At 33.8% G+C, this 18,086-nt stretch carries 17 protein-coding genes; 5 read left to right on the top strand and 12 right to left on the bottom strand.

The annotated features are described in order from the left end of the window. Window positions 1-71 precede the first annotated feature (71 nt). Both A4F88_RS20715 and purH read right to left on the bottom strand, forming a co-directional pair. Entirely contained in the window at window positions 72-1,100 is a 1,029-nt protein-coding gene (locus tag A4F88_RS20715; protein WP_007804822.1) for a rod shape-determining protein, read from the bottom strand. A 54-nt stretch (window positions 1,101-1,154) separates the two neighbouring features. Next, window positions 1,155-2,681, bottom strand: coding sequence for a bifunctional phosphoribosylaminoimidazolecarboxamide formyltransferase/IMP cyclohydrolase (purH, locus tag A4F88_RS20710; RefSeq protein WP_068844682.1), 1,527 nt, complete (start codon window positions 2,679-2,681; stop codon window positions 1,155-1,157). A 166-nt stretch (window positions 2,682-2,847) separates the two neighbouring features. Between purH and A4F88_RS20705 the strand changes: the two genes are divergently transcribed. The 3 genes from A4F88_RS20705 to A4F88_RS20695 all read left to right on the top strand — a co-directional run bounded on the left by A4F88_RS20705 (window position 2,848) and on the right by A4F88_RS20695 (window position 6,401). Beyond that, the gene (locus tag A4F88_RS20705) at window positions 2,848-4,095 is read left to right on the top strand and encodes an ABC transporter permease (protein WP_068844681.1); all 1,248 of its coding nucleotides are present in this window, start codon (window positions 2,848-2,850) and stop codon (window positions 4,093-4,095) included. Window positions 4,096-4,192: 97 nt separating this feature from the next. After that, entirely contained in the window at window positions 4,193-5,239 is a 1,047-nt protein-coding gene (locus A4F88_RS20700; RefSeq protein ID WP_068844680.1) for an NAD(P)-dependent alcohol dehydrogenase, read from the top strand. Between the two features lie 277 nt (window positions 5,240-5,516). Beyond that, window positions 5,517-6,401: a cupin-like domain-containing protein gene (locus A4F88_RS20695; protein ID WP_068844679.1), complete on the top strand. Its 885-nt coding sequence runs from the start codon at window positions 5,517-5,519 to the stop codon at window positions 6,399-6,401. A gap of 94 nt (window positions 6,402-6,495) precedes the next feature. Here the strand turns inward: A4F88_RS20695 and accD are convergent, their stop codons facing one another. The 3 genes from accD to tamL form a co-directional block, all read right to left on the bottom strand. Next, complete coding sequence (gene accD / locus A4F88_RS20690; RefSeq protein ID WP_068844678.1) at window positions 6,496-7,350, bottom strand: acetyl-CoA carboxylase, carboxyltransferase subunit beta; 855 nt, start codon at window positions 7,348-7,350, stop codon at window positions 6,496-6,498. A 70-nt stretch (window positions 7,351-7,420) separates the two neighbouring features. Next, window positions 7,421-8,488: a class II fructose-bisphosphate aldolase gene (gene fbaA, locus A4F88_RS20685; protein ID WP_068844677.1), complete on the bottom strand. Its 1,068-nt coding sequence runs from the start codon at window positions 8,486-8,488 to the stop codon at window positions 7,421-7,423. A 60-nt stretch (window positions 8,489-8,548) separates the two neighbouring features. After that, on the bottom strand, window positions 8,549-11,110 hold the full coding sequence (gene tamL, locus A4F88_RS20680; RefSeq protein ID WP_068844676.1) for a translocation and assembly module lipoprotein TamL: 2,562 nt from the start codon (window positions 11,108-11,110) through the stop codon (window positions 8,549-8,551). A gap of 37 nt (window positions 11,111-11,147) precedes the next feature. Here tamL and A4F88_RS20675 point away from each other — a divergent pair, with 37 nt between their 5' ends. Then, window positions 11,148-11,876, top strand: coding sequence for a TrmH family RNA methyltransferase (locus A4F88_RS20675; protein ID WP_068844675.1), 729 nt, complete (start codon window positions 11,148-11,150; stop codon window positions 11,874-11,876). A gap of 9 nt (window positions 11,877-11,885) precedes the next feature. Here the strand turns inward: A4F88_RS20675 and porT are convergent, their stop codons facing one another. From porT to A4F88_RS20655, 4 genes are all read right to left on the bottom strand, one after another. After that, window positions 11,886-12,596, bottom strand: coding sequence for a type IX secretion/gliding motility protein PorT/SprT (gene porT / locus A4F88_RS20670; RefSeq protein WP_068844674.1), 711 nt, complete (start codon window positions 12,594-12,596; stop codon window positions 11,886-11,888). Window position 12,597: 1 nt separating this feature from the next. Next, complete coding sequence (gene ubiE / locus A4F88_RS20665; protein WP_068844673.1) at window positions 12,598-13,329, bottom strand: bifunctional demethylmenaquinone methyltransferase/2-methoxy-6-polyprenyl-1,4-benzoquinol methylase UbiE; 732 nt, start codon at window positions 13,327-13,329, stop codon at window positions 12,598-12,600. Window positions 13,330-13,912: 583 nt separating this feature from the next. After that, entirely contained in the window at window positions 13,913-14,395 is a 483-nt protein-coding gene (locus A4F88_RS20660; RefSeq protein ID WP_068844672.1) for a dihydrofolate reductase, read from the bottom strand. Between the two features lie 12 nt (window positions 14,396-14,407). Next, window positions 14,408-14,752 carry a 2TM domain-containing protein gene (locus tag A4F88_RS20655; protein ID WP_068844671.1) on the bottom strand — a complete coding sequence of 115 codons (345 nt, stop codon included), beginning with the start codon at window positions 14,750-14,752 and terminating at the stop codon, window positions 14,408-14,410. Between the two features lie 238 nt (window positions 14,753-14,990). Between A4F88_RS20655 and A4F88_RS20650 the strand changes: the two genes are divergently transcribed. After that, window positions 14,991-15,287: an isoamylase early set domain-containing protein gene (locus A4F88_RS20650; RefSeq protein ID WP_068844670.1), complete on the top strand. Its 297-nt coding sequence runs from the start codon at window positions 14,991-14,993 to the stop codon at window positions 15,285-15,287. Between the two features lie 35 nt (window positions 15,288-15,322). Here A4F88_RS20650 and A4F88_RS20645 read toward each other — a convergent pair whose 3' ends face one another. The 3 genes from A4F88_RS20645 to A4F88_RS20635 all read right to left on the bottom strand — a co-directional run bounded on the left by A4F88_RS20645 (window position 15,323) and on the right by A4F88_RS20635 (window position 18,011). Next, window positions 15,323-16,174 (bottom strand): thymidylate synthase, encoded by an 852-nt coding sequence (locus tag A4F88_RS20645; RefSeq protein ID WP_068844669.1) that lies wholly within the window; start codon window positions 16,172-16,174, stop codon window positions 15,323-15,325. A 76-nt stretch (window positions 16,175-16,250) separates the two neighbouring features. Next, window positions 16,251-16,874 carry a bifunctional nuclease family protein gene (locus A4F88_RS20640; protein ID WP_068844668.1) on the bottom strand — a complete coding sequence of 208 codons (624 nt, stop codon included), beginning with the start codon at window positions 16,872-16,874 and terminating at the stop codon, window positions 16,251-16,253. Window positions 16,875-17,042: 168 nt separating this feature from the next. Then, window positions 17,043-18,011, bottom strand: coding sequence for an electron transfer flavoprotein subunit alpha/FixB family protein (locus A4F88_RS20635; protein ID WP_068844667.1), 969 nt, complete (start codon window positions 18,009-18,011; stop codon window positions 17,043-17,045). Window positions 18,012-18,086: the final 75 nt, after the last annotated feature.

The following is an 18,086-nucleotide window of genomic DNA, read 5'->3' as shown; positions in this document are numbered from 1 at the left end:
TTCAGATTTTATAAGAGTTAGACTGAACTCATCTAACTCTTATAAAAATATATTTATAGTTATTTCGAATCTTATTTAATTAAGATACTTTTGAATTTTGCAATGTTTTTAAGTGCCATTCCCGTTCCGCGAACAACAGCTCTTAATGGATCTTCGGCAATGTAAACAGGTAAATCTGTTTTTTGCGAAATACGTTTGTCAAGACCTCTTAACATAGATCCTCCACCAGCTAAATAGATACCCGTGTTGTAGATATCAGCAGCTAATTCCGGAGGTGTTTGAGATAACGTTTCCATTACAGCGTCTTCAATACGCTGAATTGATTTGTCTAATGCTTTTGCAATCTCACGATAAGAAACATCTACTTGTTTTGGTTTACCGGTAAGTAAGTCTCTACCCTGAACAGACATATCTTCAGGTGGTCCGTCAAGATCTTCGATAGCCGCACCAATTTGAATTTTTATTTTTTCGGCTGTACTTTCTCCAACAAATAAGTTGTGTTGTGTACGCATGTAATATACGATGTCGTTTGTAAATACGTCACCTGCAATTTTTACAGATTTGTCGCATACAATACCGCCCAAAGCAATAACAGCAATCTCTGTAGTACCACCACCAATATCAACAATCATGTTTCCTTTTGGTTGCATAATATCGATGCCAATACCAATTGCTGCTGCCATTGGCTCGTGAATTAAGTAAACTTCTTTACCGTTTACTCTTTCACAAGATTCTTTTACAGCTCGCATTTCAACCTCAGTAATACCAGACGGAATACATACTACCATTCTTAAGGCTGGAGTAAACATTCTTTTCTTTAGCGCCGGAATACTTTTGATGAACATATTAATCATCTTTTCTGAAGCGTCAAAATCAGCAATTACACCATCCTTCAAAGGCCTTATGGTCTTGATGTTTTCATGCGTTTTACCTTGCATCATATTGGCTTCCTTACCAACAGCAATGATTTTGCCTGATATTCTATCACGTGCAACGATCGACGGACTATCAATAACAACTTTGTCATTATGAATGATTAAAGTGTTTGCGGTACCAAGGTCTATCGCAATATCCTCGGTCATGAAATCAAAAAATCCCATAAGTTTTTTAGGGGTTTAAAATGTTATAAATTATTTTGAACAAAGTTAAACAAATTAATGTTTAAAATGACGAGTTCCTGTAAATACCATTGCAAGATTGTTTTCATTGCAATAATTTATGCTTAATTCGTCTTTTATTGAGCCTCCCGGCTGAATTACAGCTGTTATTCCTGCTTTTTTGGCTAATTCTACACAATCCGGAAAAGGGAAAAATGCATCACTTGCCATCGAAGCACCAGTTAAATCAAATCCAAAAGCTTTTGCTTTGTCAACTGCTTGTATTAAAGCATCAACTCTTGAAGTCTGACCTGTACCGGATGAAATCAATGTTCCGTTTTTAGCAAATACAATAGTGTTTGATTTTGTATTCTTGCAGATTTTAGAAGCAAAGATCAAATCTTCGATCTCCTGAGCAGTAGGTTCTGTAATTGTAACGGTTTTTAAATGCTCTTTATTATCCGTAATATTATTTCTGTCCTGAATTAACAAACCATTAAGACATGTTCTTACTTGTCTTGAAGGTAATTCAACATCATTTTGAACTAATATAATTCTGTTTTTCTTTTCTTGTAAAACTGTAATAGCTTCATCATCATAACTTGGAGCAATCACTACTTCGCAGAATAGTTTGTTGATTTCCTGTGCAGTAGCTAGGTCTATCTTAGTGTTTGAGATCAAAACCCCGCCAAAAGCAGATGTAGGATCACAAGCCAAAGCTGCCAAATATGCCTCGCTAATTGTTTTTCTTGAAGCTAAACCACAAGCATTGTTATGTTTTAAAATGGCAAACGTTGGTCCGTCAGTTTTAAATTCAGCAATTAAGTTTACAGCAGCATCAACATCTAATAAGTTGTTGTATGATAATTCTTTTCCGTGAACTTTTTTGAACATCGCATCAAAATCACCAAAGAAAAATCCTTTTTGATGAGGATTTTCACCATATCTTAAAACCTGACCATTTGCAATGCTTTCTTTGTAAATTGTTTCGTCTGTGTTGAAATAATTAAAAATAGCACCATCATAATGAGATGAAACGTGAAATGCTTTAGTTGCTAACAATCTTCTGTTTTCAAGGGTTGTAGCTCCATTTTGTTCTGTAATCAAATCAAGAAGTAAGCTATATTCATTTACAGAAGCTACAATTACAGTGTCTTTGAAGTTTTTTGCACCGGCACGAATTAATGAAATTCCGCCAATATCAATTTTTTCAATGATATCTTGTTCGCTTGCTCCGGAAGCAACTGTTTTTTCAAATGGATACAAATCAACAATAACTAAATCAATCTGCGGAATATCGAATTCTTTCATTTGCTGTACATCGCTTTCGTTATCCTGACGATTTAAAATTCCGCCAAAGATTTTTGGATGTAAAGTTTTCACCCTTCCGCCAAGAATTTCAGGAAATGAAGTAATATCTTCAACCGGAACTACCGGAATACCAAGATTTTTTATAAAATCTTCTGTTCCTCCAGTAGAGTATAGAGTTACGTTTTGTTCGTGTAACTTTCTAACGATTGGCTCTAGTCCGTCTTTCGAAAAAACTGAAATTAATGCTGATTGTATTGTTTTAGTTGTGCTCATTGTGTAGTTATGATTTTTGAGACTGCAAAAGTAGTTTTTTTATATATTATTTTAAAGAAAATTAATGTAACATTATGCTAAAAAAATCTACTGATGAGTAAGTTAACTTTTATTAGGTTTTTGATTTTAATTTATTGAATTTTACTTTATTGAAAAATATGAATATATGCTAGTTTATCTACGATTATTGAAAGAAAGTTTAAGCTTTGCGATAAACGCTTTACGAAATAATAAATTACGTACGTTGTTATCGTTATTGGGCGTAACAATTGGTATTTTTTCAATTATTGCTGTTTTGGCAGCAGTCGATTCTTTAGACCGAAAAATTTCAAAAGACTTGAGTAGTTTGGATAAAAATACAATTTATTTAATGAAGTTTTGCTTTGGGCCATCTGAAATTCCACAATGGAAGAGAGAACAGTTTCCAAATGTAAAATATGACGAATACATTGGTTTGAAAAATTCACTTAATAATACAGAACAAGTCGCATATCAGCTTTTTGTAAAACATGAAACTTTAAAATACGATTCAAAAACTGTTAGTGATGTTAATATTGTTCCTTCGTCAAGCGAAATGGTCGATATTGAAGGCTTGAGTTTTGATAAAGGAAGATTTTACAATGAATCAGAATCCAATTCAGGAACGGCAGTTATAGTTTTGGGGTATGATATTGCCGAAGGACTTTTTGGTACAAGTGATCCTATTGGAAAAAATATTCGCTTATACGGGCAACGTTTTACCGTAATTGGTGTTATTGCAAAACAAGGTGCCGGTTTCTTTGGAGACAGTAATGATACATCAGTTTATTTGCCTACTAATTTTTTACGACGAATGTATGGTGATAGTGATGCGATGACTCCGGTAATTGTTCTAAAGCCTGTAAAAGGGATTGATATGGAGGCTTATAAAGCCGAAGTCGCACAAAAATTGCGAGCCATTCGCGGAATGAAAGCAGGGGAAATGGATAATTTTTTCATTAATGTGCTTTCTGGTTTTACAGATTTTATTGATGGGATTTTAGGACAGATGAATGTTGTTGGCTGGATTATAAGCGGATTTTCTCTTTTAGTGGGAGGTTTCGGGATTGCAAATATTATGTTTGTTTCTGTAAAAGAACGAACTAATTTAATTGGAATTCAGAAATCATTGGGAGCTAAAAATCGTTTTATCTTATTTCAGTTTTTGTTCGAAGCCGTTATTCTTTCTGTAATTGGTGGAATTATTGGATTGCTGATGGTTTGGGGAATTGCTTTGATTTTGACAAAAGCTCTTGATTTTGAATTTGTTTTAAGTTTAGGGAATATACTTTTAGGAACCGGACTTGCGGCATTGATTGGATTAATTTCCGGGATTTTACCGGCTATTTCAGCAGCAAATTTAGATCCGGTTGAAGCCATCAGAACCGGAATGTAAAAGACGGACATTATCATTAATCTTTTTACAACATCAATTTTTATCTAGTTGCCGATTTTTGTCGTAATTTTAATACCCTAATTAAAAATGCGATAATATGATACCAGTAAAAGCTTATGCGGCATATGATGCTGTAAATCCGTTAAAACCCTACACGTTTGAAAGAAAAGAAGTTGGTGCTCATCAGGTTCAGATAGAAATTTTGTATAGTGGCGTTTGCCATTCCGATATTCATACCGCAAAAGGAGATTGGGGCCCTGTTAATTATCCCTTAGTTCCCGGACATGAAATTGTAGGCCGAATCATTGCTGTAGGCAGTGAAGTGTCTAAATTTAAAGTAGGAGAATTGGCAGGAGTAGGCTGTTTTGTTGATTCTTGCAGAGTATGTCCAAGTTGTCAATCCGGAGAAGAACAGTTTTGTGACGAAGGAATGACAGGAACTTACAATAGTGTCGAAAGAGGAACAGATATTCCAACCCGAGGCGGATATTCAACCAGTATTATTGTAGATGAAAGTTATACACTCCATGTTTCTGAAAAATTAGATATCAAAGGAGTTGCCCCATTATTATGTGCCGGAATTACCACTTATTCTCCATTGCGTTATTTAAAAGTAGGTAAGGGGCATAAAGTTGGAGTATTAGGATTGGGTGGTTTGGGGCACATGGCGGTTAAGTTTGCCGTTTCTTTTGGTGCCGAAGTTACTATGTTGAGTCATTCTCCTTCAAAAGAAGCAGATGCTAAAAAATTAGGAGCACATAAATTTGCATTAACATCAGATCCTGCAACAATGGAATCTTTGGCAAATAGTTTCGATTTTATCCTCAATACTGTCTCAGCAAAACACGATCATAATGCTTATCTGAATTTATTAACGACAAACGGAACGATGATTGTAGTGGGTGCGCCGCCTGCTCCGGCAGAAATTCCTGTTTTTACTTTGATAATGAAAAGAAGAAGTATTATTGGAAGTTTGATTGGCGGTATCAGAGAAACTCAGGAAATGCTGGATTACTGTGCAGAACATAATATTACTTCAGATGTCGAAATAATCGACATGTCGTATATTAATGAGGCTTACGACCGTATGAATAAAAGCGATGTAAAATATCGTTTTGTGATTGATATGGCTTCTTTAAAATAGGTTTAGATGTTTTATTGAATGGAGTAAATGCTTTACATCTTTTAGAAATCCATATAAAACAAAAACCGAAGAAACGTTCTTCGGTTTTTTTTGTTTGATTATTTAGTCTTGAAAATAAAATGGCTGGGAGTTTGATGTTTTTAAAGTGAAGTGATATTCTATCGATACCATTTGAGAGGCTATAACGATTTTTCTTTTGTAATAATTTACTGTAAACGTTATCAACTGGAAATAATTAAATAAATTTGGTAAACAGATAATCTAAATTGCTGAATAAATGAGCTTTATATTAAAACCTGTTGATCTTGTTGAGTCTATTTCCCGGGAAGATTTTAAAAAGAACTATTTAGATAAAAGAAAGCCTTTAATTATAAAAGGATTAACAAAAGACTGGCCTGCGCGCGAAAAATGGTCAACAGATTATTTTAAGCAAATTGCAGGAGATATTGAGGTAAAGCTAGTTGATAATTCTAAAGCAGATCCAACAAAAGTAATTAATGCCTCTATTGCCAGTATGAAATTTGGTGATTATCTGGATTTGATAAAAAGCGAACCCACTCAGTTACGTATTTTTTTCTTTAATCTTTTTAAACACAAACCCGAATTAGTTCATGACATAAAAGTTCCAAAAGAATTAATGGGAGGTTTTATTGAAAGCATGCCTGCGATGTTTTTTGGAGGATCGAGTGCTATTACTTTTTTGCATTATGATATCGATTTGCCTCACCTTTTTCATACTCATTTTGGAGGAAGAAAGCATATTATATTATTTGATAACAAATGGAAAAAGAGACTTTACTGTGTTCCTAATACTACTTATGCTCTGGAAGATTATGATGTTGCCAATCCTGATTTTGAAAAATTTCCCGCTTTAAAAGGCGTCGAAGGCTACGAAGTTTTTCTGGAGCATGGAGATACCTTATTTATGCCTACGGGAATGTGGCACTGGATGCGTTACATAGATGGCTCTTTTTCTCTAACATTGCGTGCATGGGATAGATCAATAATTAGAAAAATGGCAAGTGTATGGAGTTTATTTATGCATGGTGCAGTAGATAGCGGTATGAAAATAGTTCTTAGAGAACGTTATGCTATATGGCGTGAGAAGCTGGCTTTTAAGATTGCTGATAAAGAATTGAAAAATGGCAAGCCTAGAAATTAAGATACTTAAAGGTTGCTGTTTTGAGTAAATTGAGTGTAAAAAAAAATCCCAAGGAAATTTTTCTTGGGATTTAAGTGTTTTAGAAGTTTTGAAACTATCTAATAGTATTGTTTTGAATTAAATCGATATACAAATTGATTTTGTCTTTCAATTCTTTTCTAGGCGTGATAAAGTCTAAGAAACCGTGCTCTAAAAGAAACTCAGCAGTTTGAAAACCTTCCGGTAAATCTTTTCCTGTAGTATCACGTACCACACGAGGACCTGCGAAACCAATCAAAGCACCTGGCTCAGAAATATTGATATCTCCTAGCATCGCATAGGATGCAGTTGTTCCTCCGGTAGTTGGATCAGTACAAAGCGAAATGTAAGGTAATTTTGCTTCGGCCAATTGAGCCAATTTCACAGAAGTTTTTGCTAATTGCATTAAAGAATAAGCAGCTTCCATCATACGGGCTCCACCAGATTTAGAAATCATTACAAAAGGCAACTTGTTTTTGATCGCGTGATCAATACCTCTGGCAATTTTTTCTCCAACAACAGCTCCCATAGATCCGCCAATAAAGGCAAAATCCATACAGCAAATTACAAGTTCTTTTCCTTTAGATTTTCCCACTCCTGTACGCACAGCGTCTTTCAGGTGAGTTTTCTCCATTACATCTTTCAATCTGTCAGCATATTTTTTTGTATCAACAAAATGCAGAGGATCTTTTGATGTCATGTTTTTGTCTAATTCAACAAACTCATTGTTGTCGAATAAGATTTCAAAATAGGTTGCGCTTCCAATTCGAACGTGAAAATCATCTTCAGGGCTAACAAATAAGTTTCTTGCTAATTCGTCAGCATCAATAATTTTTCCGGTAGGAGATTTGTACCACAATCCTTTCGGAACGTCCATCTTGTCTTCTGTAGCGGTCGTAATCCCTTTTTCCTGTCTTTTAAACCAAGCCATATTTTTAATTGATAATTGATAATTGACAATTGATAAGATTAGTTATCAATTGTCAATTGTTAATTGTTAATTACAACGTGTTTACGTTATTTAAATCAGCAAAAGCTTGTTCAAGTCTTGTGTTGAATGTAACTTCGCTTTCACGAACCCATTTTCTTGGGTCATAGTATTTCTTGTTAGGAACATCAGCTCCTTCAGGGTTACCAATTTGAGTTTTTAAATACTCAATGTTGTTCACCATATAATCACGGATTCCTTCAGTATAAGCAAACTGTAAATCTGTATCAATATTCATTTTAATCACTCCGTATCCAATAGCTTCTCTGATTTCTTCAAGTGTAGAACCTGAACCTCCGTGGAAAACGAAATCTACCGGGTTATGACCAGTGTTGAATTTGTTTTGTACGAAATCCTGAGAATTTTTTAAGATTTTTGGAGTCAATTTTACGTTTCCTGGTTTGTAAACACCGTGAACGTTTCCAAAAGCAGCAGCAATTGTAAATTTAGGACTTACTTTAGATAATTCTTCATAAGCATAAGCTACTTCTTCTGGTTGAGTATATAATTTTGAGCTATCAACATCAGAATTGTCAACACCATCTTCTTCACCACCTGTAATACCAAGTTCGATTTCTAATGTCATTCCCATTTTGCTCATTCTTGCTAAGTACTCTTTGCAGATCTCAATGTTTTCTTCGATTGGCTCCTCAGACAAATCGATCATGTGAGAACTGAATAATGGTTTTCCTGTTTCAGCAAAATGTTTTTCAGAAGCATCTAATAAACCATCAATCCAAGGCAATAATTTTTTTGCACAGTGGTCAGTATGTAAAATTACAGTAGCACCATAAGCCTCTGCCAAAGTATGGATGTGTTTTGCTCCGGCGATTCCACCAGCGATAGCTGATTTTTCACCAGCGTTAGAAAGACCTTTTCCAGCGTTAAACTGAGCTCCTCCGTTTGAAAATTGAATAATAACCGGTGCATTTAATTTTGCAGCAGTTTCAAGAACTCCGTTTATTGTGCTAGACCCAGTAACGTTTACTGCAGGTAATGCAAAACCTTTTTCTTTTGCATAATTAAAAATCTCCTGTACCTGATCTCCTGTAGCTACTCCGGGTTTGATATTGTGTGCCATTCTAATTTTTTTTATAGTTGTTTTTAGTTTTTAGGTTGCAAAAATAAGAATTAATTAGCATTAGAACGGATAATTTATTCCAAAATTTAAAACCGAGTGCCCAAAATTATATTCCTTGAACCAGCGATCTCCTTTGTCATGCGCCGGATTATAAGTCTTGAAGCCTAAATCTAAACGAATAACAAAAAAGCTTAAATCGTATCGTAAACCAAATCCTGAACCCAAAGCAATTTCAGCTAAATCGTTTACGTTAGAGAATTTTGCTTTCTCGTCGGTCACATTATCGAGCACATTCCAGATATTTCCGGCGTCTGCAAAGATGGCTCCTTTAACATCTCCAAAAACTTTAAATCTAAATTCTGCACTAAATGCGATCTTCATGTTTGCCTCATTAAAGTCGTTTACGGCATTTGTACTTCCCGGTCCTAAATCATAAGGCTGCCATGCACGGTTATCATTTGAACCTCCTGCATAATAACTTCGGGAGAAGGGGATGTAATTTGAATTTCCAAACGGAATTGCAATACCAAAAAAGCTTCTTACGGCCAGTACTTTTTCTTTACCAAAATCCCAGTGTTTGATATAATCGAATTCGGTTTTAATATATTCTGAATATTCCAGATTAAATATTTCGTAATTACCATTTGTGTTTTTAGGTAAATTTGCAACACTGGAAATGGCTGATAATAAAGTTCCTGCAGATTCTATTTTTGTTTTAAATTGATAAAAAGTATTGTCAGCAAGATCTTTTTTAGTGGTTTTGGTAAAAGAAAAGCTAGTCGCTAAAATAAAATCATTTTCAGTCAGACGTTTTCGTCTTTCTTCAATACTTTCAACTTCCTGATATTGTTTATCTGTCGAAACTAAATCTGTTTTGTTTCCTAATACATCGCTTGTAAAACCTGTGGTTCCGGTTGGGATAATTAAATTTTTATCAATCGGGTTGTCAAAATTCTTAGGATTTATATTGTGATCTTTACCAATGCTGTTTAATTCGTTGTAAGATGAAGTATATACATTGAAATAATTATCAGGATTTAAATTACGTACAAACTGAGCATTTAGTAATTCAAGTTTTGCTGTATTATTTCGTTTAGGAGACCAGTTATAAGCAAATCCACCAGTGAAATTTTCTTTATCTAAACCAATATTTCTTTGCTTAGAGAAACCTGCTGTGATGCTTGTGGACGGAATCATTCTTTTAGGGATAATTTTTTCAGTTCCAAAAGGCATCAGGATTCTTGGGAAATTCAGTTTTAAATCAACTCCATATTCTGAGACATTGAAGAAATTATTATTAGGATTCGCCATGTCTTTTGAGGAACCAATGTTTGCACGAGCTGAAATTTCTAATGTTTCTGCTCTATTGAATACATTTCGAATCGTTTCCGAAATACTTCCTCCAATTCCGAAATCCTGAATATTAGAGTGTGTAAAATCAAGAGTAGAGCCAAAACTATATTTTTTTCTTGGTGTCAGGTAAATATTGGCAATTAAAGATTGCGCTGTCGAATCGCGCTTGTCCACCTCATACTGAATTGATGGATAATTAAAGATTTTCAGGTTGTTCAAATATCGTGAAGAAAGGGTTGTTCTTGTGTCTGAAAAAGTACTTCCTTTATTAATAAAGATAGCATCAGTAATTGCACGAGGCTTGTATTTTAATTTTTTAAAACTGTATAAATTAAAGTTGTTGTAAGTGGTGCTGTCTGTAATTTTGCTTTTTGCTTTTGATGCCGAATAATCAGTGTAAATATTAACATCACTAATTTTGTATAGTTTAAAAGGCTCGGTTCTGCTGGAATCTTTTTCCTGAATATTATTGTTATTTACAATTAAGGTTACATTGGCTTTGTTTTTTTTGCCAATAGTATCAATATCAAAAGTAACATAAGTAGGCTGGAAGAAATAAGCACCATGATTTCTGAAATAAGTGGTAACACGGTTTTTTTCTTCTTCAAAATCAGAAGTTTTGTATTGTTTTCCGGATTTTATAAATGAAGGTTCATTGTTGTTTTTATACAATGAATCCAAGGCCGGGGTCATAATATTGGTTTTGATAGTATCCAGGATGTATGCCGGGCCAGTAGTAATAAGATAGTTTATTTTGGCTTTTTTTCTGGCAACACTATCAATGCTGTAATCTGTTGTTACATTAAAATAACCATTGTTGAAATAGTAATATTTTAAACGTAAAAGTGATTTTTTGGTCTTAGCAGTGTCAATAATAACAGGAGGTTCTCCAGTGTTTTTTAAGAATTCATGAATCCCTTTGTAGTAAAAAGACTGCCCAAGACGGTCAACTTGTTTTGCTGAATAAATTTTAGACATGCGTTCATATTTGCCCGGATGATTTTTAAATTTAGCCTGATAAGTAGAGTCTGGATTTAGATTGGCCAGATTGTACATGTTTAAGCGTAATTTGTAGCCTAACAGCGTACCATTAGGTTTTTGATACATTTGGTTAGAAGCTATTTCGTCATTTGTAGCCTTTCCATTTACAAGAATAGTATTTTTTACAAGAAGATTTTTTCCGTCCGGAACTCTTTTTACAGCATTACAGGCGCAAATAAGTGTTGCTATTAGAATAAATGCTGTTATTTTTGTAGAATTATTTTTCAAGTGTTGTAAAATATTTAATTCAAAAGTACATTATTTTATGGTTAGTAAAAACCAAATAAAACTTATCTCAGGTTTACATCAAAAAAAGCAACGTTTTGCAAATCAATTATTTTTCGCCGAAGGAGTAAAAGTAATTCAAGAATTGTTGCAATCCAATTTTGAATTAGAACATTTGTATACCACTCTAAACGATTTTGAGGCAGTCGATTCTTCAAAACGAACTTTAATTAATGACCAGGAACTTAAAAAAATAAGTGCTTTATCTACTCCAAATTCCTGTCTGGCAGTTTTTAAAATCCCTGCCGAAAAGAAAATAACAGATTCAGGTTTGATTTTAGCTTTGGATGATATTCGTGATCCCGGAAATCTAGGAACAATTTTACGCCTTTGCGACTGGTTTGGTATCAAACAAATTGTTTGTTCCAAAGAAACCGTTGATATTTATAATCCAAAGGTTGTGCAGGCAACAATGGGGTCTATTACCCGAGTAAACGTAAATTATGTTGATCTGAAATCATTTATAACTCAAACAAGATTACCTGTTTTTGGGACCTTTATGGACGGAGATAATATTTATCAATCGAGTCTGCCTCAGGATGGAATCATTATAATGGGTAATGAAGCCAATGGTATTTCGGCAGAGATTGAAAAAATGGTTACAAGCCGACTAACAATTCCCAGGTTTGGAGAGCTGCAAAAAACCGAAAGTTTAAATGTAGCTACAGCAACAGCAATTATTCTTAATGAATTTAAACGAAATAGTTAAGAATTTGTTTTAATGGAAAGTGAAATTTATTAAAATCGCTCTCGATTTCATAGAATCAATATTATCAGTCCATGGGCTAGGTCCTTTTGCCGGATTATCACGAATTAACTCGTCAGTAATACCAAACATACCTCTAATTGAAGGAGAGAAAATAAAGTATTCAGAGAAAATATCAATTCCAAAACCTAGCTCATAAGCAGCTGTCCATGGTTTTACTCTGAATTTTCCTTCGTTGTTATCATCCTGCGATTTTGAGTTGCTGGATAAATTAAGTGTAGTAGACATTCCGCCAACCAGGTACGGACGAATATTTCCGGTACGTAAAGAGGAGAATTTAAGTAACAAAGGAAAGTGAATATAAGTACTGTTTACCTCTCTTAAATAATCTTTCTGTAAAGGCAGATTAGGATAAAACAAATCGCGTTTTGTATAGTATAAGCCTGGTTCAAAACGTAAGTTTATGTATTCCTGTAATCTTAAATCGGCAACTACACCAACATTAAAACCAGTAGTCTTTTTTACCTGAATATCCGGACCGGGAGATTTGTAGTCAAATTTAAAGTCGAAACTATTGAACCCAAGATAATATCCAAAATAGACGCGCTGTTTTTGCCAGTTTTCGAGATTAATAATAGGATCTTTGCTAAACATACTTTTAGCAAATTGAGAATATCCTTTTGTCGTTAAGACTAATAAAATTAAGACTACAGTTTTTTTCATACTATTTTTTAGATGCAGAATAAATGGTTGCAACGCCAAAAGTTTGAGGCATAGCCACAACATCTATAAACCCAATTTTTCTCAAAATATTGTTCAGGGCTTCTCCATATGGAAAAGCAGCCGCAGATTCAGACAAATAACCATAAGCCGAATTGTCTTTAGAAAATAATTTACCAATAATAGGCAAAATATTTTTACTATAAAACTTATATCCTTGTTTGTATGGTGTTTTGTCCGGAACAGAGGTTTCTAAAATCACAAATACCCCATTTGGTTTTAAAACTCTTAAAATTTCAGCAAAACCTTTTTCAAGATTTTCAAAATTTCGAACTCCAAAGCCTACAGTTATGGCATCAAAGTAATTGTCTTCAAAAGGTATTTTTTCAGAGTCCCCTAAAACTAAGTCAATAACATTTGATAAGTTCTTTGCTTCAACTTTCTTTTTTCCAACTTCCAGCATTCCTGCTGAAATATCCAGGCCAATAATTTTTTCAGCATTGGTTTGTGACATTAAAATAGCCAGATCACCTGTTCCTGTTGCAATGTCCAGAATGTTTTTTGGTTTTGTGTCTGAAACGATCTTTAATACTTTTTTTCTCCATTTAGTGTCAATTCCAAAAGAAATGACACGGTTTAGATTATCATAGTTGCCGGAGATGTTATCAAACATTTGAGCAACCTGCTCTTTCTTTCCTAAAGAAGAGTCTTTATATGGGGTTATTTTTTCAGACATTTTTTTTATTTAAGCAAATATAATACAATCTGTCTTAACTGTTATTGGTTTTTTAAATTGTCCTTTTAAATGTTTTATAAGGAGGTTTTTAATTCATTGTTTGATGTTGGAATTTTTGGCATCACCGAAATCAGGTATTTTGAAAAAATCACCAAAAGTGGGTATTGTGGAATGAAGTTTTTATAGCCAATTTTGTCAAAGTAAAAATGATTAAAATTTAATGATTGATAGTAATACAATGGCTTAAAATCAAAAAAGTATTTTTTTTGCACTGGTACTGATTTGTTCTTGTAAATAGTTTTAAAAGTATTTTCTTGGGGTTAATACTACATTATTAAAGTGCGAAATACGTTCTTAGGATTAAATTTGTTTTTGGAAATTTTAATTTTCTTGCCTTTAATATCTTAGTGGTATTTGTTATTAAAGGCGCTTTTGAGATTCGTTCTCAATTAACATTTATGTTATTCAGTTATTTCAGATGTTTCTTAGACATTTGTGATTTTTTCAAAAACTATTTCAGGAAAGTATTGTATCTATGAAATCAATCGTTTTTAAAAAACACCCTTCAAAAGAGGGTGTTTTTTTATTTTCGGATGTATGTTTCGTAAGTGTAATCATAAAGATGTTTCTCATCTTTAAAATTTTCTTCTGTTTCTACAAGCTGCCATTCATTTGAATTGATTTTAGGAAAAAAAGCATCAGCTTCAAAAGTATGGTGTACTTTGGTTATTTCTATAATATCTGTATAAGGTAAGCCTAAATTGTAGATTTCTCCTCCACCTATAATATAAGAATCTTCATTTTCAGGGCAGGCAGCAATTGCTTTTTCAATACTGTCTACAACAATACAGCCTTCGGCTTGATAGTCTTTCTGGCGTGTAATGATAACATGAACTCTGTTAGGCAGCGGTTTAGGGAAGCTTTCAAATGTCTTTCTTCCCATTATAATATGATGATTAGTTGTAAGCGATTTAAACCTTTTAAAATCGTTTGGCAGATGCCATACTAAATCATTGTCTTTTCCAAGGGCATTATTTTCGGCAACAGCCGCAATCATTATAATCATAATGTGCTCAAACTAAATTTTATTTTCTGTATCCTCGTTTATTCTGGACTCTAATTGACTGATCCTTTTTTGCTGTAAACCAACAAGTCTGTCAATTTGCTCTCTTTCCCATTTTTTATTCATGAAACGATCTGTAATGTAAACTTTTATAAAGTGAAGTATAAAAACGAAAAACCATAAAGTAATGCCCCATAAGCACCAATTTTGTTCAGTAGATGCTCCAAAGCCGAAAAATCGATTTGCAATGAATATAAATAAACTTCCAAGCAGAAAGAGAACAAAATGAAAATACAGGATTTTTTTTTGTCTAATACGTCTTCTGGCATACTCGTATTGTTCGTGCACTTCTTTTTCCATAAGATATAAATGAGATCATAAAGTTAAAATTTATTTTGAAAACACCATGTTTAGATTCATAAATATTTGTTTTAAAACCTTCTGGGAGTTTTAAATGCGAAAAATAAAGCCGTTTAAATTATAGATGTAATGAAAATAAGTTGTTGTTTTTGCTATAATCATAAATCGGTTACAGTGCGATAGAATGTTCAGGTGAATTTGTGTAATTTTATTGTATAAATCTAAAAACGAAATAGTTATGTCTTTGAAGAAACAATTTATTAAAACGAAGCCGGTTGTTAAAGTTACATTTTCGATAGACGCCAAAGATGCTGATTCGGCAGCAGTTGTTGGTGATTTTAATAACTGGAATGTTTCAGAGGGAACTTTAAGCAAGTTGAAAAACGGAACTTTTAAAGCAACTTATGATTTGGTTAAAGATGCGATTTACGAATTTAAGTATGTGATCGACGGGGCTTATGTTAATGATCCTGAAGCAGATTTTTACAAATGGAATGATTATGCCGGAAGTGAAAATAGTGTTTTAGTGGTATAAAAAAATCCGCTTTTTAGCGGATTTTGTTTTTATAATTATACAGCAACGCTGCCTTTTATAGCAGGGTGCGGATCGTAATCGACAAGTGTAAAATCGCTGAAATCAAAATCAAATATGTTTTTAATTCCCGGATTTAAGATCATTTTTGGTAATGGTCTTGGTTCACGTGTTAGTTGCAATTCTAATTGCTCAAAATGATTGTTATAAATGTGTGCATCTCCAAAAGTATGAATAAATTCTCCTGGTTCAAGATCGCAAACCTGCGCAATCATCATAGTTAGTAATGCGTAAGAAGCAATATTAAAAGGAACTCCCAAAAATATATCGGCACTTCGCTGATACAATTGACAGGATAGTTTTCCTTTTGTTTCTCCTTTTTCTAAGTCCGGAGTTGCTACGTAAAACTGAAAAAAGGCATGACAAGGAGGCAATGCAGCTTTATTGTTGGCTACATTTTCTTCAAAAGATTTTTTAGTATCCGGCAAAACCGAAGGGTTCCATGCAGAAACCAGCATTCTGCGGCTGTTTGGATTTGTTTTTAACTCAGTGATTAATTCCGAAATCTGATCGATTTCTTCACTGTTCCAATTGCGCCACTGATGTCCGTAAACCGGGCCTAAATCACCATTAGAATCTGCCCATTCATCCCAGATTTTAACTCCGTTTTCCTGAAGGTATTTTACGTTTGTATCTCCTTTTAAAAACCAAAGTAATTCGTAAATAATTGATTTTAAGTGCAGTTTTTTGGTTGTAACCATTGGGAAACCTTCACTTAAATCAAAACGCATTTGATAGCCAAAAACACTTTTTGTTCCGGTTCCGGTTCGGTCTCCTTTTTGACAGCCGTTTTCTAAAACGTGTTTTACTAAATCTAAGTATTGTTTCATGTTTTGTTTATTCGGTTATTCGTTTAATTGTTTAATCGATTTAACGAATAAACAAATCAACGATTAAACAGTAATTTTATCTTTTCGAGATTTCGTCTCTGATTTTAGCTGCTTTTTCGTAATCTTCCTGAGAAACGGCCTGGTCTAACAGTTCGTTTAGTTCCTGTAGACTATGTTTAGCATAAACATCTCCGGATTGATTGGTTTCTTCTTCACGTCCAAAAGTTTCAGGATTAGAAAGTACATCATCAATTTCCTGAGCGCCCTGGTCAGAATCTGCTGTGTTTGATTTTAAATAAATTCCGGCTTTGTCCAGAATGTTTTTATAGGTAAAAATCGGTGCGTTAAAGCGTAGGGCAAGAGCGATTGCATCAGAAGTTCTGGCATCGATAATCTCTTCGATTTTATCTCTTTCGCAAATCAGACTGGAGTAAAAAACACCGTCAACAAGTTTATGAATAATGACTTGTTTTACAACGATATCAAATCTTTCTGCGAAGTTTTTAAATAAATCATGTGTTAGCGGGCGGGGCGGTTTAATTTCTTTTTCTAAGGCAATAGCTATCGATTGGGCTTCAAAAGCACCAATAACAATAGGTAATTTTCTCTCGCCATCCACTTCATTCAAAATTAAGGCATAAGCGCCATTTTGAGTTTGACTGTATGAAATTCCTTTTATGGATAATTTTACTAGACTCATATATGTTTGTAAAAAGGGCACTTAGCGCCTCATTTTTATACTTTTTTTGATAGGGAAATAAAAGTGCAATTTTAATCAAAAAATATGGAACAAAAAAGCTACCTAAAACAAAGATACAATTATCTTGTTTTTAGGCAGCTATATTTTTGAAGAGAATTCTTAAATTTTTTAAGAATGCTGAGCTTTAAAAGCTTTTAATTTTTCTGTTAATTGAGGTACAATTTCAAATGCGTCTCCAACAACACCGTAATCAGCTACTTTAAAGAAAGGAGCTTCAGGATCATTATTGATTACTACTTTAACTTTTGATGAGTTGATACCTGCAATGTGCTGGATTGCTCCGGAAATTCCTATTGCAATATATAAGTTTGTTGCAACTGGTTTTCCTGTTTGTCCAACGTGCTCGCTATGAGGTCTCCATCCTAGATCTGAAACAGGTTTAGAACAAGCCGTTGCAGCTCCTAAAACAGCAGCAAGATCTTCAACTAATCCCCAGTTTTCAGGACCTTTTAATCCACGTCCGCCAGAAACTACGATGTCAGCATCAGCGATAGATACTTTTCCGCTTACTTTTTCTACAGATTCTACTTTTACTCCAAAGTCGTTGTCTCCAATTGTTGAGTTAAAATCTTCCTCAGTTGCAGATCCTGCATTTTCGAAGATTCCGTATGAGTTTTTAGCTAAACCAAGTACTTTTACATCAGTATTGATTTCAGTAATGTTAAAAGCTTTGTTGGAGAAAGCATTTCTTTTTACCTGAAATGGTGAAGTGCTTACCGGTAATCCAACCACATTCGATGCAAAACCAGCATTTAAAGCTACTGCAACTAATGATGAAAGATAAATACTGTCTGTTGTAGAAGAAAGTAAAACTACTTTTGTTCCTTCTTTTTCAGCAGCTTGTTTAATTACATCAGCATAAGCTTTAGCAGTAAAACCAGCTAATTTATCGTTGTTTACTTTTAATACTTTATCAACTCCGTATTTAGCTAATTCGCTTACATCGCTAATGTTCACTGTTAAAGCTGTAACAGTTGTTCCTAAACTTTCGGCTACCTTTTTTGCGTAAGAAGCTAATTCGAAAGCTACTTTTTTAAATTTTCCTTCTGCAGATTCTGCATATATTAATATTGACATAACAATTTTAGATTTTAGATTTTAGATTTCAGATTCTTGAAAATGAAATCTAAAACGATTATTGATTTTAGATCT

Source organism: Flavobacterium chilense, from assembly GCF_001602525.1.
Taxonomy (GTDB): domain Bacteria; phylum Bacteroidota; class Bacteroidia; order Flavobacteriales; family Flavobacteriaceae; genus Flavobacterium; species Flavobacterium chilense.
The sequence above is the reverse complement of the archived record's forward strand: the minus strand, read 5'-3'. Positions and strand labels throughout refer to the sequence as shown.

Excerpts from the sequence above, each read along its gene's own strand:
- A4F88_RS20660 (WP_068844672.1), bottom strand. The coding sequence starts at position 14,395 with ATGATTATAATGATTGCGGCTGTTGCCGAAAATAATGCCCTTGGAAAA.
- A4F88_RS20650 (WP_068844670.1), top strand. The coding sequence starts at position 14,991 with ATGTCTTTGAAGAAACAATTTATTAAAACGAAGCCGGTTGTTAAAGTT.
- A4F88_RS20655 (WP_068844671.1), bottom strand. The coding sequence starts at position 14,752 with ATGGAAAAAGAAGTGCACGAACAATACGAGTATGCCAGAAGACGTATT.
- A4F88_RS20700 (WP_068844680.1), top strand. The coding sequence starts at position 4,193 with ATGATACCAGTAAAAGCTTATGCGGCATATGATGCTGTAAATCCGTTA.
- A4F88_RS20640 (WP_068844668.1), bottom strand. The coding sequence starts at position 16,874 with ATGAGTCTAGTAAAATTATCCATAAAAGGAATTTCATACAGTCAAACT.
- purH (WP_068844682.1), bottom strand. The coding sequence starts at position 2,681 with ATGAGCACAACTAAAACAATACAATCAGCATTAATTTCAGTTTTTTCG.
- porT (WP_068844674.1), bottom strand. The coding sequence starts at position 12,596 with ATGAAAAAAACTGTAGTCTTAATTTTATTAGTCTTAACGACAAAAGGA.
- A4F88_RS20635 (WP_068844667.1), bottom strand. The coding sequence starts at position 18,011 with ATGTCAATATTAATATATGCAGAATCTGCAGAAGGAAAATTTAAAAAA.
- A4F88_RS20645 (WP_068844669.1), bottom strand. The coding sequence starts at position 16,174 with ATGAAACAATACTTAGATTTAGTAAAACACGTTTTAGAAAACGGCTGT.
- A4F88_RS20675 (WP_068844675.1), top strand. The coding sequence starts at position 11,148 with ATGGTTAGTAAAAACCAAATAAAACTTATCTCAGGTTTACATCAAAAA.
- accD (WP_068844678.1), bottom strand. The coding sequence starts at position 7,350 with ATGGCTTGGTTTAAAAGACAGGAAAAAGGGATTACGACCGCTACAGAA.
- ubiE (WP_068844673.1), bottom strand. The coding sequence starts at position 13,329 with ATGTCTGAAAAAATAACCCCATATAAAGACTCTTCTTTAGGAAAGAAA.
- A4F88_RS20695 (WP_068844679.1), top strand. The coding sequence starts at position 5,517 with ATGAGCTTTATATTAAAACCTGTTGATCTTGTTGAGTCTATTTCCCGG.
- fbaA (WP_068844677.1), bottom strand. The coding sequence starts at position 8,488 with ATGGCACACAATATCAAACCCGGAGTAGCTACAGGAGATCAGGTACAG.
- A4F88_RS20705 (WP_068844681.1), top strand. The coding sequence starts at position 2,848 with ATGCTAGTTTATCTACGATTATTGAAAGAAAGTTTAAGCTTTGCGATA.
- A4F88_RS20715 (WP_007804822.1), bottom strand. The coding sequence starts at position 1,100 with ATGGGATTTTTTGATTTCATGACCGAGGATATTGCGATAGACCTTGGT.